Source organism: Oceanobacillus kapialis (assembly GCF_044790185.1).
GTDB classification, from domain to species: Bacteria; Bacillota; Bacilli; order Bacillales; family Amphibacillaceae; genus Oceanobacillus_B; species Oceanobacillus_B kapialis.
Genome location: NZ_CP085256.1, coordinates 1,152,370 through 1,166,680 on the forward strand (window position 1 = coordinate 1,152,370; position 14,311 = coordinate 1,166,680).

Below are 14,311 nucleotides of genomic sequence, written 5' to 3' on the forward strand. Positions count from 1 at the left end.
CAGGGAATCACAGCCTTTTACTATATCTCCATTATAGAAGCTGGTTCGGCCTTCATGGCATGATCCAAATAATACAATAAGTTATCATGGGAAGACATAATTTTACTCTGGTCGAGTGAATAGTGATAAGCGTGTAAGAATAACTGAATTTTCTTTGAAAGCAAATCATCCTTTGTACGAACCATTAGCACAAGCAGATCATCCCATTGCCCCCACAGTGTATAATATAACGCTTTATCATAATCAGGAATTTCCATTTATACCCCTCCTTAAATGTAAGGGTTATATTTATTGTCCCCGCATTTTATATATATTGTCTAAAACAAAAATGGTGTCACTGCCATATTAAGGTTCTTTACTCCTGGCATTTGTTTAAGAAGCATAAAGAAGAAAAAGTGTTACATACTAAGAACAAATGACAAGGAGGTAATACACATATGAAATGGAAATTAGCTAGTACAGTTGCTGTAATCACTTTAGCGCTTACAGGTTGTGGTACTGATAATGGAAACAATCAAGAAGATGCAGCAGGTAATAACAATGTAGAGCAAACAAGATATAACAATACAGGTGAAGGAATGAGTGGAGATCGCGATTATGAAATGGCAAGAGATTCAGAGCGTGATCAAAACCGAAATAATGTCAATGATCAACAAAACTATGAGGTATCTGAGAAAGCGGCAAAGAGGATTGCAAGTGAACTCAATGAAATTGACCAGGCCTATGTACTAACAACCGAAAACAACGCATACGTAGCAGCAGAATTAAGTAATCAAAATGGTAAGAATGGAAACAACGGAAACAACGGTAATAATAGAAACAATAACGGTGAAGATGCAGCTGATAATGAGGGCATACAGAATACGGATACCTATGACAATGACACAAATACTGGAAACGGAAACGGCAATGGTGGAAAAGTCACAGATGAAGTAAAAGAAAAGATAACCGAAATTGTGAAATCCGTCGATCAAGATATTGATAATGTATACGTATCCACCAATCCAGATTTTAGAGATCTAACTAATAATTACATTGATGATATGAACAATGGAGAACCCATTGAAGGATTCTTTGATCAATTTGGAACGATGATAGAACGTCTTTTCCCACAAAATAATTAATAAAATTGCTGAAGAACTGCATCCCATCGGGTGCAGTTCTTTGCTTGAGCCAAAAAGGGCCCCTCAATGATTGGGAGTTTTACTCCACTCGTCTTGCCAACCTTATGCATTTCCTCCAGGTATCCCTGAAACAACCCTTTTGTGTTTCATAATAAGTCGCAGTCAGCACCCCTTCTGAATAAAATAACCTTTAAATAGGTACTTTATCCCGCCTTAACTGGCAGTATAATCTCCGAAAGGAATTGTAAGGCCAAACTAACACTTGTGGGGAAGGGTAACCTTCACCAAATGAAGTTTCACTTTATAAAAAAGGTAACATGTGATAGTGTTATACATATAATCCTTACTATACCAAGTGTAATACTAGGGTTTGAATTATTGAAGAGGAGTTGTAGGGATTATGGGGCGGGAATTTATTGAGATTTTTAATAATTGGGCGGATACCTATGATGCCAGTGTTTCTGGGGAAGATCCCCAATATGCTGCTGTATTTGCCAATTATGAAGATATTTTAGCAGAAGTTGTTCAAAATTCATCGGGAAATGTGGTGGAATTTGGTGTAGGGACAGGAAACCTTGCTGAAAAACTACTGGAAGAAGGGCACAAGGTAATTGGGATTGAGCCTTCCTTGGCAATGCGGGAAATTGCTGCAACAAAACTACCTACGCTTAACGTGTTGGAGGGTGACTTTATTGATTACCCAGCATTCCCTTATGCTGTTGACACAATTGTCAGTACGTATGCTTTTCACCATTTAACAGATACAGAGAAGGATCAGGCAATCAAGCAATATTCTGCATTTTTGCCCAAAGAGGGGAAAATAGTCTTTGCGGACACAATGTTTAAGTCAGAAACAGAGAAGCTTAAAGCCATTGAAGCTGCAAAGAATCAAAAATTCTTTAACTTAGCTGAGGACCTCGAAAGAGAATATTACACCACAATTCCGGTGATTCAAACTATTTTTAACACACACCAATTTGATGTAACATTTAAGCAAATGAATGATTTTGTTTGGCTGTTAACGGCTGAGCGAATGATTTAAAAAAGGGGATAGATACAATGACTAAAAAAATGAATGTTGAAAGTTTTAATTTGGATCATACAAAAGTGAAAGCACCATACGTACGTCTAGTCGGCGTCACAGAAGGAGCCAATGGAGATAGTGTCTATAAGTATGATATTCGGTTTAAGCAACCGAATAAAGCACATATGGAAATGCCAGGCCTTCATTCGATTGAGCATTTAATGGCAGAAAATATACGTAATCATATGGACAGTGTTTTAGACATTGGGCCGATGGGCTGCCAAACAGGTTTTTATTTATCTGTGCTTAACCATGATAATTATGAAGAAATTTTAGATACATTAGAAAAGACCTTAAAGGGTGTATTAGAGGCAGACGAAGTACCGGCATGCAATGAAGTGCAATGCGGCTGGGCAGCCAATCATAGTCTGGAAGGTGCAAAAGATATTGCTAGGGAGATGCTTTCCCATCGAAATGAATGGCATGAAGTATTCTAAAATGATAGGCGGCTCCCCGCTAATGTAAAGGAAGGGGAAGAGATGTGGCGGTATATAACTCCGTACAGGAACTAATTGGTAATACACCACTACTTGAATTGAAACATTTTTCTGTACCCCATGATGTAAGGATCTATGCCAAGCTGGAATTTATGAATCCAGGTGGCAGTGTGAAGGATCGTCTTGGGGTCTCTTTGATACAGGATGCGTTAGATAAAGGAGAATTAAAGCCTGGGGGCACCATAATTGAACCAACTGCAGGGAATACAGGGATAGGCTTGGCGTTAGCTGCTATAGAGCATAATCTTAAGGTGATTTTTTGTGTGCCTGAGCATTTTAGTATAGAAAAGCAATCGATTATGAAAGCGCTCGGTGCTGACATTATATCAACCCCTCAGAAGGAAGGTATGGTCGGCGCGATTAAAAAAGCAGAAGAGCTATCTAAAAAGGTGCCAAATAGCTTTTGTCCAGAGCAATTTTCTAATCCAGCTAACCCGGCAACGTACTATAGAACCTTAGCTCCAGAAATTTGGGAGGAGCTCAATGGGAAGGTCGATGTTTTTGTAGCAGGTGCAGGTTCATCTGGAACCTTTATGGGGAGTAGCCGGTTTTTCAAAGAAAAAAATCCACATATACGTGCGGCAATTGTGGAACCAGAAGGATCCATTATTGGTGGTGGCAAACCTGGTTCTCATCGTACAGAGGGGATTGGAATGGAGTTCTTTCCGAAATATTTTGATCATTCTTATATCGATAAAGTTTATACCGTTACAGATCAGGATGCCTTTCAAATGGTCGGAGAATTGGCTTGTAAGGAAGGTCTTCTTGTTGGAAGCTCCTCTGGTTCCGCTATGTATGGTGCATTGCAGGAAGCGATGCAAGCTAAACCGGGGTCACATATCGTGACTGTCTTTCCTGATGGCAGTGATCGTTATATAAGTAAAAATATTTTTCATAATGTGTGAGGAGAATGGGAATGCGTCGAAAAACAAAAATGATTCATGGTGGAATTACTGGAGATGAGAAAACGGGTGCTGTCTCGGTACCGATTTACCAGGTAAGTACTTATAAACAGGAAAGCGCAGGAAATCATAGTGGGTTTGAATATTCTCGAACGGGTAATCCAACTCGTCATGGACTTGAAACGGTTATTGCTGATTTAGAAAATGGTAAAGCTGGTTTTGCATTCGGATCAGGCATGGCCGCCATCACCTCTGTCATGATGCTGTTTGATGCAGGAGATCACGTTCTATTAACAGATGATGTATATGGGGGATCTTACCGGCTGATGACAAAAGTTTTAAATCGGTTCCAGCTCCATCATACGTTCGTTGACACAAGCAATCCCGAACTAGTCGAGACATCCATTACGGAAAGTACAAAGGCACTATATATTGAAACACCAACGAACCCATTACTGAAAATTACAGATATTAAGCGGATGTCGGAAATCGCCAAGAAACATAATCTGCTTTTAATCGTAGATAATACATTTGCTACACCGTATTGGCAGCAACCGTTGGACTTAGGGGCAGATATTGTGCTTCATAGTGCAACAAAGTATATTGGCGGTCACAGTGACGTAGTTGCAGGGCTAGTTGCTGTTAGGGAGGATGAGCTTGCAGATCGCATACACTTTATCCAAAATTCAGTAGGAGCCGTGTTAGGGCCACAGGATTCTTGGCTGCTTATGCGCGGAATAAAGACACTTGCCCTTCGAATGGAAGCAATTGAAGCGAACACCAAAAAACTGGTAGCATTTTTACAAGAACATCCAAACGTAACAAAGGTATATTACCCAGGACTTAAAGAACATCATGGTCACCAGATCGCAGCAACACAATCTGCGGGATTTGGTGGAATGATTTCATTTGATGTAGGAAGTGAAGAGGCAGCAGCAAAATTATTAAGCCGGGTTCAATTCTTTACGTTAGCAGAAAGTCTAGGAGCTGTAGAAAGTTTGATATCCATCCCAGCCAAAATGACACACGCCTCTATTCCTGCTGATAGACGCAACGAACTAGGAATCACAGACGGTCTAATCCGCATCTCTGTTGGGATAGAAGATGTCGAAGATCTAGTAGACGATTTAAAACAAGCATTGGAATAAAATTAAATAAAAGTAAGACATAATGCCAGAAAATTCTAGTTCTAGCCAGGAGGCTTGGACTTGGTTGTTTGGCATTTTGCTTGTTCCTCTTGATTATGAGCGCTGTTCTTAATCAGTCTAATGGAGTTTGTCTGAGAAAATATGCTAAAATAAATACAATCATAAATTGTAGGAGGTAAATCCAGTGAGCGAACAGGTTTTACAGTATTTACAGGACCATCAACAAAGATTGCTAGATAAATTATTTGAATTTTTGGCAATCCCTAGTGTGAGTACAGACAGTGCCCATAAAGAGGATATTCATAAAGCCGCAGATTTTATTACTACATACTTACACGATATCGGGTTTGAAAATATCGAGAAACAAGAGACGGGTGGACACCCGCTTGTATATGCGGAATATAACGGAGCGGGAGCTGAGGCACCGACTGTTCTCTTTTATGGGCACTATGATGTACAACCAGCCGATCCGCTTGAGCTATGGGATAGTGAACCATTTAAACCAGAAATTAGAGACGGAAGAATTTTTGCAAGAGGCTCCAGTGATGATAAGGGACAGGTATTTATGCATCTCGCTGTCTTTGAAGCGTATATGAAAACAGAAGGAAAATTACCACTTAATGTAAAAGTATGCATTGAGGGGGAAGAAGAAATCGGCAGTGAGAATTTATACAAGGTGCTCCATGATAAGAAAGAGCAATTCCAGGCCGATTTTGCCGTTATTTCGGATTCGGGAATGGTGGAGAAAAACCAACCGACAATTTTGTATGGTCTAAAAGGCTTTACGGGCATTGAAATTACGGTGAATGGACCAGATCATGACTTGCATTCAGGTATGTACGGGGGAGCCGTGCGCAATCCAATTATGGCATTAAATCACATACTAGCCTCTATGAAAAATGAAGAGGAAGTTGTCACCGTTGATGGATTCTATGATGGTGTAGAACCATTATCTGATGAAGAAAGGGAATTAATCGATCAAGTTAAAGGGGAAGATTATGTAAAAGCTACGAGTATCCCGGAAACTGTATCGGAAAAAGGCTACACTGCTAAGGAGCATACCATGGCTCGACCTACTTTTGAAATAAACGGGATGTATGGGGGCTATCAAGGAGAAGGAACGAAAACAATTATTCCATCCTCGGCTACAGCTAAAATCACCTGCAGGCTTGTACCTGGCCAGGACCCAGAACGTGTACAACAATTACTAGAGAAGCATGTAAAACGCGTTGCCCCAGCTGGTGTGACGGTTGAAGTGATAAAAGAAAAACTATCTGCCAAAGCTTATAAAGTCGATCCAGACCATGCGTTAATAAAGAAAGCTGCTGAGAGCTATACAAAAGCATTCGGCAAGGAAACCGTTTATGTTAGAATGGGCGGCTCTATTCCTGTTGTAGAATGGATGGAAGCCATATACCAAATGCCAATTGTACTGTTAGGATTCGGGACACCAGATGACCGGCTACACTCTCCAAATGAGAGCTTCCCATTAGACAGCTTTGAAAAGGGAATGGAAACATTGGCTTACTATTGGAACCAAGTTAAAGATAAATAAAAAAAGTGAGGTGAATTTCTCATGAAATATGCGATCGTGACAGGCGTTTCAAAAGGATTAGGATATTCCGTTGCAAAGCTATTATTAGAACAGGAGATTCATGTAATTGGTCTTGCAAGAACAGGTGCGGAAGGGTTACAGGATATTGCAGAAACGAATAATGTAACCTTCCAACAATATAAATGCGATTTAGGGGACGTTGAGGCCATCGAGGAGACATGTAAGGAGATAAAGGGTCAGCTTGATAAAAATCTTTCTACGCTTTTTCTTGTCAATAATGCTGCGGTTGTAGAGCCTGTTGACCAGGCGATGAATATGAATAGCAGTGATTTGGCGCACCATGTAAAAGTGAACACAATTGCTCCAATGGTGATGACCAATTTATTTTTAAAAGAAGCATCTACCGGTGGTTACCCGTTACTTAGTGTTACAGTGACCTCGGGGGCAGCAGAGCGCCCGATGTCTGGCTGGAGTGCTTATTGCAGTACGAAAGCAAGTATTAATATGTATACACAGACTGTTGCGCTTGAACAAGATGAAAAGGGAACAAACCATAAAGTTTTTGCTTTTAGCCCTGGTATCATGGATACAGGGATGCAGGAACAAATACGCGCTGCTTCCAAGGAAGAATTTAGTGCAGTGGATACGTTTAAGTCTTACAAAGAGCAAAATGCATTAGAAGATGCAGACAAAGTAGGCAAGGTGCTAGTGAGCATCTTGACTAATGAAGCCGATGTGCAAAACGGCAAAATTTATAATGTAAAAGATTATCTATAAACACCGCCCATTCTTTGCGAATTCCCTCCCAAAAAGTACTTTTCAGCATAAAGTATAGTAGTCGGAAAAGAGGAGGGGAAAAAATGGGTAAAGAAAGTTACGGCAGCGGATTTGCGCTGTTAGTTGTATTGTTTATTTTATTGATCATTATTGGAACTGCTTATACTGGTGGTGGCTATGGCCACGGTGGCGGATTCTATTAATAAGTAAAAAATGGCTTAGCAATCCAATGTAGTTAAATGAAAGTGGTGGGACCTAACGTCCCACCACTTTTATTTTTGCATAGGGAATTTAAAATGGCATGCTCATGCTAAACGCTTGTGCTTCTGTTATATAGTTTGATGCTGTCCTTGTTTAATTTTTTTATTAATAATGCTGTGCATGACGATTATCCCAGTAGCTACTAGTACAAATAAAATGAATGCCGTCATAAGGATGCCTTCAACAAAATCAAGATTCCATAAGAGAAGTACTAATATACCAAAAATCCCTAGTTGAATGACCAGGCCAATTAGCCCGACCATTCGGGATTTAAATACTTCTTGTTCATCTGTCCAATTTAACTTGGGCTGTGTGAAATCAAGAAACGTTCCAAGCGCACTGCTAAACCAACTAGACAGTAATACAAGAGGTAACCATACAAGAAAAAGCGTCCAGTCAATTTTAATGACAAAAATAAACAATACAACGGCTAATAATATAGTAACTAAGTTGATTATCCAGGCTGTTGCCACTTTACTAAATAATATTTGTTTCGGGTTTAAAGGAAGGAACAAGTTGGCGTGCCACGATTTTCCCTCCCTAGAAATACCGGTAATTGATGTTGCATTTGAGCCAATAATTAAAAGGGAACCTATAAATAGAAGTAAAAGTCCATGTTTTCCTGATAGTTCATTCAAAAGGCCGCCAATATTTCCACTGGAGGAATCCATAAAAAGAATTACGATAAGAAATATCGGAGCGAACAAGCTCATAAACACACATTGTGTAAGAAAAGTAGGTGTTCGAAAAATAATCCGTAGTTCTTTTCTAATATAAGAGAGCCATACTGGTGTGACAGATGAATTCTTTGCAAGCTTTGCACCAGTAAAGGTCGATTTATTGGCAGTGTTCATGCCGCGAACTCCCTTAATATACAGAAGCTGTCCTGCCCAAATAAATAAGATGACAGCAGCCACATGCAGGGCGATACTTGCAAAAAAGGATAAAACACCGTTCCATACTGTTTCGGCAGTTAAAGCCATCGTGCCGAAATAGGCTGGTGGGTAAAAAGCCGTAATCCACTGTAATAGTCCATCCTGCTCCTGAATAAACATCGCCGCATCCTGCATAATTGCATCTACATCAGCATTTAAACGCACCAATATATTAATTAAAATAATAAAGATGAACGAAGCAACACCAGCAATTACTTTCGAGCGTTCCTTGTTTTTAGCAATATTTACAAACCGCATGATAAACATAAGCAAAGTACCCGCGATTGCAAAAGGTATCAGTGGTAACAATAAAAAGAGGAGTATGCCTACAATATAATAGAGAAAAGGTGCTGCACTTACCGTTCCATACGTAAAGAATACTGGTAAGAAGAATAGTCCAGCAGCCCCGTATAAATAGATCAGCGGTCCTGCTGATTTCGCTAACAAAAGCTGATATGGCTGCAAAGGAAAAGGAATGAACGAATCAATGTCCTCAGCAAAATAAAATGCATTCAATATGGAAATGAAACTAACAAATAATAGGATAACATGACTCGCTATTAATAGAATTCCTATTATAAGAGATTCCTGCCCCAATGGTTCAAGTGCCTCATAAAATACAGTTAATGCATTCTGGACAATGGAAATATAAACAAATGCTAATGGGAGAAGAAATAGTAGCGCAACAATTAATAAAGCCGTCTCTGAATTCTTTTTCCCTGCTCTTGAATACTGCATTTTTAACATGATTCTAATTAATTTCCATGTTTTACTCATTACTCGTCAACTCCAGGAATACTTGTTCTAGACTCTGATCGGTTTCATAGGATTTTTTCATATCTTGAAGCGTCCCATAAAATAAAAGCTCTCCATTATTAATAATCGCTACTTCATCACATAATTGCTCCACGACTTCTAGTCCGTGACTTGAGAAGAATACTGTTTTCCCTTTGTTTGCATGTTCACGCATCATTTCCTTTAATATGTATGCAGACTTTGGATCAAGGCCCGTCAATGGCTCATCTAATATCCATATGGATGGATCATGAAGTAAAACGCCTGTAACAATAATTTTTTGACGCATCCCGTGTGAATAAGATTGAATATAATCACCTAAGGATTCATAAATAGAAAATTGCTTTGTAATGCGTTCGATACGTTCCTGGCGTACTTCTTTAGGGACTTGATAAATATCTGCAATGAAATTTAAATATTCCAACCCTTTTAAACGTAAAAATAGGTCTGGGCGATCCGGTACATAACCAAAAACGTTCTTCGCGTCCATTGGTTGCTTTTCAATATCAAACCCATCTAATGTAATGCTCCCTTCATCAAGTGGGAGAACCCCTGTGATCATTTTAATAGTAGTAGACTTACCAGCACCGTTAGGTCCTAGAAAACCAACAATTTTTCCATCTGGAATGGTAAGGTTCAAACGATCAATTACTTTCCGTGAGCCGGAGAAGTGCTTACTTACTTCTCTAATTTCAATCATGCTTTCCCCTCATTTCTATTTGCTTTTATGAATATGATGTTGTATGGTACACTTTATGTTGACAGTTAACAACATAACGTTTATGAACAGTTTAACATATTTAATACGATCGTTTTTGGAATAAAGAGAGGAAGATTTGAGTGATTACAAGAAAGAGTACGCGTGAAATAGAAAAAATGCGAGCAGCTGGAGATATCCTTGTTCAATGCCATAAAGAAATTGCAAAAATGATTAGGCCGGGAATTACCACAATGGAAATAGATGCATTTGCTGAGAAATTTATGCGTGATCATGGGGCTGTACCTGAGCAGAAAGGCTATAACGGTTACCCTTATGCTACTTGTGCTTCCATTAATGACGAGATCTGCCACGGTTTCCCGCGTGAAGAGAAGCTAAAAGATGGCGATATCGTGACAATTGATATGGTTGTGAACCTAGATGGCGGACTGGCAGATTCAGCCTGGACCTATGCTGTTGGGAATGTTGATGAAAAGGGTAAACATCTAATGGATGTAACAAAAACGGCCCTCTATAAAGGAATTGAGCAGGCGCAGCTAGGAAGCCGTATCGGTGATATCGGCAATGCAATTCAAACATATGCCGAAGCAGAAGGTTTTTCTGTGGTACGTGATTTTACTGGACATGGAATCGGACCCACATTGCATGAAGAGCCACACATTCCTCATTTCGGGTTACCTAATAAAGGGCTTCGCTTGAAAGAAGGAATGGTTATCACGATTGAGCCGATGATTAACGAAGGTAGCTGGAATAGTCAAATGGATACGAATAACTGGACGGCAAGAACTATCGACCAGGGCCGTTCCGCACAATATGAGCATACCATTGTTATTACCAAAGAAGGACCTGTACTGCTGACAGATCAAGGAGAAGAAAGAAACGTATAACGATAGGCGGGATAGTATGCGTATTGTTTCCATTTGTCCAAGTAATACAGAGATTCTGGACTATTTAGGAAAAGCTGATTTGTTAGTCGGTGTTGATAATTTTTCAGATTGGCCAGTTTCTGTGCAAAGTTTGCCAAAGGTTGGTCCTGATTTATCTATCGATATGAAAAAAGTGGCAGCATTAAAACCAGATCTTGTGCTTGCCTCCTTAAGTGTTCCGGGAATGGAAAAGAACATTGAAGCATTAGACGCATTCCAACTTCCTTATATCATTCTTAACCCAAACTCACTTACGGAAATTGCAGAGGATATCGCAACGGTTGGAACTGCAATTGGGGAAAAGCAACTAGGTTACGATCGAAAGACGAATTTTCTTCTTGAAATAGAGCAAATAAAATCTAAAGGAAATACAAATGGCAGCCGGCCTACCCTTTACTGGGAATGGTGGCCCAAGCCTGTGTTCACACCTGGATCGATTAATTGGTTAACAGAAATTAGTGAGCTAGCAGGTGCCCAAAACATCTTTGCGACAGAAGAAGTTGCAAGCTTCCAAACTGATTGGGAAGATGTAAAAGGAAGGGACCCGGATCATATTTGTATGGTTTGGGTTGGGGTGAAAGAAGAAAAAATGAGGCCTGAGCTTGTTGTGCGACGACCCGGATGGAGTTCCATAAGGGCTGTTCAAAATGGGAACATACACGTACTTGAAGAGTCTCTGTTCTGCAGACCCTCACCACGATTATTAGAGGGGTTGAAGAAGCTCGTGGATGTTTTATAAAGTAAAAAGGGTTAAAGGGAGAAAAATAATCTCTCTTTAGCCCTTTTACTTTATACCTTCATATCCTTCGGTTACGCATTATGGTTATGAACACTCTTTCCGCCAAAAATCATGGTTATGATAGGACTTGCTAAACAAAAGAATGCAAATGGCAAGTAAGTTAACACAGGAACACCTAGTACATCAGCAATGAACACTCCGCATACACTCCATGGGACTAATGGGTTGATTACGGTTCCTGCATCCTCAAGGGTACGTGACAATGCTTTTCTCGGTAGACCTACTTTTTCATAAATGGTTTTATATGTCTCCCCTGTTAGCATAACGGATAGGTACTGCTCACCAACAAAGACGTTAATTCCTATTGCAGTTGCTGCGGTAGAAATGATAATAGATCTAACTCTACGAAGTCTTTCTTGTAATGTTAGTAGTATGCTTGGAATGATCCCTGTAACGAATAACAATCCTCCAAATCCTAGAGCCAAAATGACAAGGGAAATGGTGAATAACATGCTGTTGATACCGCCCTTGGTGAGTAGTTCATTGACTGGTTCAAAATTAGTAGATGCCGTATAGCCGCCGAACCATATTCCCCAAATAGATCCCCATGGAATATTGTTAACAAAGCCAGCAATGAGTGTTGCCGTAATACTGCTGATACCTAAAGACAAAAAGGCTGGTAATTTAAAAATAGTACAAAGTACAATAACTACTAGTGGAATCCAGGAAAGCCAATGGATTAACCCCGTACCATTAAGTGCAGTTTGATAATCAGTGGCACTCTGTAAGGAAACAGTTTCATCAGGTGATAAAATAGCGAATAATATAAATGCAATGATAAAGGCCGGAATAGTTGTCAGGCTGATGTGTTTAATGTGGTCAAATAAATCTACGCCAACAATCGTGGAAGCAAGGTTTGTCGTATCAGATAAAGGGGACATTTTATCCCCAAAGAACGCTCCTGAAACAATTGCTCCTGCCGTAATAGCCAGTGACGCATCTATAGCACTAGCCATTCCAACAAAGGCGACGCCGATAGTAGCAGTGGTTGTTAAAGAACTTCCTAATGATACACCAATGACCGCAGTGACAGCAAAAACAATTGCGTAAAACCATGTTCCACCGATAAAGTGAAATCCAGTATCAATAAGAACAGGAATTGTCCCACTGATAATCCAACTGCTGATTAGTACACCAATGACAAGGAATAAGAAGACCGCTCCCATGCCTGTACGTGCACCTTCTATCATTCCCTCCTGTAAATCTGCAAAGCGGATTTTTTTCACTAACCCGTATGCTATAAGTAGAAATATACCAAGCAGAATAGGGATATGAGGAGAGCTTTCTAATTCAATAATAAAGAAACTGATAAGCGAGATTAGTACAATGAAAAAAAGAATGGATTCTACTAATGCTGGTTGATGTTTTGGTTTAATTGGAAACATTGAATTCCCTCCTCTGATTAAAATAATGGTTCGCCCCACAAAAAAAGCCCCGCCCCTAAAAATAGGGACGAAGCTTTACTCCGCGTTACCACCCTGGTTGCCAACAAAAATGTGTTAGCCACTCCATTTGCTTATCCGTTTATGGTGAATGTGTAATTCAATTCTTTTTCTGCCAGGACTTTCAGCAACCGTCCTGTCTCTACATACTGCCCAAAAAAGATCTACTTCGCATTCTGGATAAAATATTCTCTTTTTCGCTTTAATGAATTACAATGACTATACATGCTCTCCTTCGCATTTGTCAACATAAATTAATTTTCTAATTAGAAGGATATCCGTTATATGAATCTAAATACACATTAAAAGGGGGCAAGGATTATGGCAACGGAAACAGCATCCAGCGCTGAGCCGAAAACAGCACAGCAAATGATCCAAAAAGGAGTAGCTGCAGGTATTCCTATCATGCTCGGTTATTTACCAATCGCTCTTACATATGGTGTCCTCGCCAGGCAAGCTGGAATGAGTTTAACAGAGCTAACGTTAATGAGTGTGATGGTATTCGCAGGAGCAAGTCAATTTATGGGAGTCAATATGATTGCAGTTGGGGCAGGAGCCCTGGAAATTATTATTGCAACCTTTGTTTTAAATTTTCGACACTTTGTTATGAGTTTATCGTTTATGAACCGATTACGTGGTATTGGGTTGCGATGGAAACTTCCATTATCCTTAGGCTTAACGGACGAAACCTTTGCTGTTTCGGCACTCCATCCTGAACAGGCCAAGAAAGAAAAAGGCTCCTGGTTTTACTTGGCCCTTATTTTAACAGCATATTTTTCCTGGATATTTGGTTCCTTTCTTGGCGGGGTGCTTGGTGAAGTAATTCCTGAACAGCTAAGCCAAAGTATGGGAATAGCCTTATATGCCATGTTTATCGGACTCTTGATTCCATCCGTAAAGAAAGAATGGAAGTTAGGAATCATCGCGATCATTGCCATGTTAATTAATGCGCTATGTGTGGGACTTGGGATGAGTTCTGGCTGGGCAATTGTATTAGGTACAATTATTGGTGGAATGAGTGGCATCTTACTAATAAAGGAGGAAGAGGGATGATTTTTTATATTATATTTGGTATGGCTCTAGTGACCATGATTCCAAGAGTAATTCCTGCCTTCATTGTAGACAAGCTCCAGTTCCGTGATTGGGTAAACCGCTGGCTAAACGCAATTCCTTATGCAGCATTAGGAGCATTAATATTTCCGGGCATTATGTCAGTTAAGGCTGATCAGCCGCACATTGGTCTAATCGGGGGACTTGTAGCAATCGTGTTAGCTTATATCGGATTAAATGTCATTCTCGTCGTCTTTGGCGCAATCGCAACTGTCTACTTACTATCTTTTTAAAGTGA

16 protein-coding genes are annotated in these 14,311 nt (G+C 39.9%); 12 read left to right on the plus strand and 4 right to left on the minus strand.

Features of this window, described 5'->3' with window-relative positions; all coding sequences use genetic code 11:
* Window positions 1-20: 20 nt before the first annotated feature.
* Window positions 21-257, minus strand: a complete 237-nt coding sequence (locus LG273_RS06065; RefSeq protein WP_379563306.1) for a YhdB family protein — start codon at window positions 255-257, stop codon at window positions 21-23.
* Between the two features lie 180 nt (window positions 258-437).
* On the opposite strand from LG273_RS06065, the gene LG273_RS06070 reads away from it, so the two are divergent.
* The 8 genes from LG273_RS06070 to LG273_RS06105 all read left to right on the plus strand — a co-directional run bounded on the left by LG273_RS06070 (window position 438) and on the right by LG273_RS06105 (window position 7,290).
* The gene (locus LG273_RS06070) at window positions 438-1,124 is read left to right on the plus strand and encodes a YhcN/YlaJ family sporulation lipoprotein (RefSeq protein WP_404458657.1); all 687 of its coding nucleotides are present in this window, start codon (window positions 438-440) and stop codon (window positions 1,122-1,124) included.
* Window positions 1,125-1,524: 400 nt separating this feature from the next.
* A complete protein-coding gene (locus LG273_RS06075; protein ID WP_404458659.1) occupies window positions 1,525-2,166 on the plus strand; it encodes a class I SAM-dependent DNA methyltransferase in 642 nt (213 codons plus the stop codon).
* 17 nt (window positions 2,167-2,183) lie between these two features.
* Window positions 2,184-2,645 (plus strand): S-ribosylhomocysteine lyase, encoded by a 462-nt coding sequence (locus LG273_RS06080; protein WP_404458661.1) that lies wholly within the window; start codon window positions 2,184-2,186, stop codon window positions 2,643-2,645.
* Window positions 2,646-2,689: 44 nt separating this feature from the next.
* Entirely contained in the window at window positions 2,690-3,610 is a 921-nt protein-coding gene (locus LG273_RS06085; RefSeq protein WP_404458663.1) for a PLP-dependent cysteine synthase family protein, read from the plus strand.
* 11 nt (window positions 3,611-3,621) lie between these two features.
* The gene (locus LG273_RS06090) at window positions 3,622-4,755 is read left to right on the plus strand and encodes a bifunctional cystathionine gamma-lyase/homocysteine desulfhydrase (RefSeq protein ID WP_404458665.1); all 1,134 of its coding nucleotides are present in this window, start codon (window positions 3,622-3,624) and stop codon (window positions 4,753-4,755) included.
* Window positions 4,756-4,939: 184 nt separating this feature from the next.
* On the plus strand, window positions 4,940-6,310 hold the full coding sequence (locus LG273_RS06095) for a dipeptidase (protein WP_404458667.1): 1,371 nt from the start codon (window positions 4,940-4,942) through the stop codon (window positions 6,308-6,310).
* Between the two features lie 21 nt (window positions 6,311-6,331).
* On the plus strand, window positions 6,332-7,087 hold the full coding sequence (locus LG273_RS06100; protein WP_379563320.1) for a (S)-benzoin forming benzil reductase: 756 nt from the start codon (window positions 6,332-6,334) through the stop codon (window positions 7,085-7,087).
* An 83-nt stretch (window positions 7,088-7,170) separates the two neighbouring features.
* Window positions 7,171-7,290, plus strand: a complete 120-nt coding sequence (locus LG273_RS06105) for a YjcZ family sporulation protein (RefSeq protein ID WP_379563322.1) — start codon at window positions 7,171-7,173, stop codon at window positions 7,288-7,290.
* Window positions 7,291-7,416: 126 nt separating this feature from the next.
* On the opposite strand, the gene LG273_RS06110 is transcribed toward LG273_RS06105, so the two are convergent.
* Both LG273_RS06110 and LG273_RS06115 read right to left on the minus strand, forming a co-directional pair.
* Window positions 7,417-9,060 carry a putative ABC transporter permease subunit gene (locus tag LG273_RS06110; RefSeq protein ID WP_379563324.1) on the minus strand — a complete coding sequence of 548 codons (1,644 nt, stop codon included), beginning with the start codon at window positions 9,058-9,060 and terminating at the stop codon, window positions 7,417-7,419.
* A complete protein-coding gene (locus LG273_RS06115; RefSeq protein ID WP_379563326.1) occupies window positions 9,053-9,778 on the minus strand; it encodes an ABC transporter ATP-binding protein in 726 nt (241 codons plus the stop codon). Before LG273_RS06115 ends, LG273_RS06110 begins: the two co-directional genes overlap by 8 nt.
* A gap of 140 nt (window positions 9,779-9,918) precedes the next feature.
* Between LG273_RS06115 and map the strand changes: the two genes are divergently transcribed.
* Window positions 9,919-10,683, plus strand: coding sequence for a type I methionyl aminopeptidase (map, locus tag LG273_RS06120; protein WP_404458670.1), 765 nt, complete (start codon window positions 9,919-9,921; stop codon window positions 10,681-10,683).
* Window positions 10,684-10,699: 16 nt separating this feature from the next.
* Entirely contained in the window at window positions 10,700-11,461 is a 762-nt protein-coding gene (locus LG273_RS06125) for a cobalamin-binding protein (protein WP_379563330.1), read from the plus strand.
* Window positions 11,462-11,532: 71 nt separating this feature from the next.
* On the opposite strand, the gene nhaC is transcribed toward LG273_RS06125, so the two are convergent.
* Window positions 11,533-12,906, minus strand: a complete 1,374-nt coding sequence (nhaC, locus tag LG273_RS06130; protein WP_379563332.1) for a Na+/H+ antiporter NhaC — start codon at window positions 12,904-12,906, stop codon at window positions 11,533-11,535.
* A 378-nt stretch (window positions 12,907-13,284) separates the two neighbouring features.
* Between nhaC and LG273_RS06135 the strand changes: the two genes are divergently transcribed.
* Window positions 13,285-14,016: an AzlC family ABC transporter permease gene (locus LG273_RS06135; RefSeq protein ID WP_404458673.1), complete on the plus strand. Its 732-nt coding sequence runs from the start codon at window positions 13,285-13,287 to the stop codon at window positions 14,014-14,016.
* Window positions 14,013-14,306: an AzlD domain-containing protein gene (locus LG273_RS06140; RefSeq protein WP_404458675.1), complete on the plus strand. Its 294-nt coding sequence runs from the start codon at window positions 14,013-14,015 to the stop codon at window positions 14,304-14,306. Before LG273_RS06135 ends, LG273_RS06140 begins: the two co-directional genes overlap by 4 nt.
* Window positions 14,307-14,311 lie beyond the last annotated feature (5 nt).

Coding starts and splice junctions, on each gene's coding strand:
- LG273_RS06065 (WP_379563306.1), bottom strand. CDS start 257: ATGGAAATTCCTGATTATGATAAAGCGTTATATTATACACTGTGGGGG.
- LG273_RS06070 (WP_404458657.1), top strand. CDS start 438: ATGAAATGGAAATTAGCTAGTACAGTTGCTGTAATCACTTTAGCGCTT.
- LG273_RS06075 (WP_404458659.1), top strand. CDS start 1,525: ATGGGGCGGGAATTTATTGAGATTTTTAATAATTGGGCGGATACCTAT.
- LG273_RS06080 (WP_404458661.1), top strand. CDS start 2,184: ATGACTAAAAAAATGAATGTTGAAAGTTTTAATTTGGATCATACAAAA.
- LG273_RS06090 (WP_404458665.1), top strand. CDS start 3,622: ATGCGTCGAAAAACAAAAATGATTCATGGTGGAATTACTGGAGATGAG.
- LG273_RS06100 (WP_379563320.1), top strand. CDS start 6,332: ATGAAATATGCGATCGTGACAGGCGTTTCAAAAGGATTAGGATATTCC.
- LG273_RS06105 (WP_379563322.1), top strand. CDS start 7,171: ATGGGTAAAGAAAGTTACGGCAGCGGATTTGCGCTGTTAGTTGTATTG.
- LG273_RS06110 (WP_379563324.1), bottom strand. CDS start 9,060: ATGAGTAAAACATGGAAATTAATTAGAATCATGTTAAAAATGCAGTAT.
- LG273_RS06115 (WP_379563326.1), bottom strand. CDS start 9,778: ATGATTGAAATTAGAGAAGTAAGTAAGCACTTCTCCGGCTCACGGAAA.
- LG273_RS06125 (WP_379563330.1), top strand. CDS start 10,700: ATGCGTATTGTTTCCATTTGTCCAAGTAATACAGAGATTCTGGACTAT.
- nhaC (WP_379563332.1), bottom strand. CDS start 12,906: ATGTTTCCAATTAAACCAAAACATCAACCAGCATTAGTAGAATCCATT.
- LG273_RS06135 (WP_404458673.1), top strand. CDS start 13,285: ATGGCAACGGAAACAGCATCCAGCGCTGAGCCGAAAACAGCACAGCAA.
- LG273_RS06140 (WP_404458675.1), top strand. CDS start 14,013: ATGATTTTTTATATTATATTTGGTATGGCTCTAGTGACCATGATTCCA.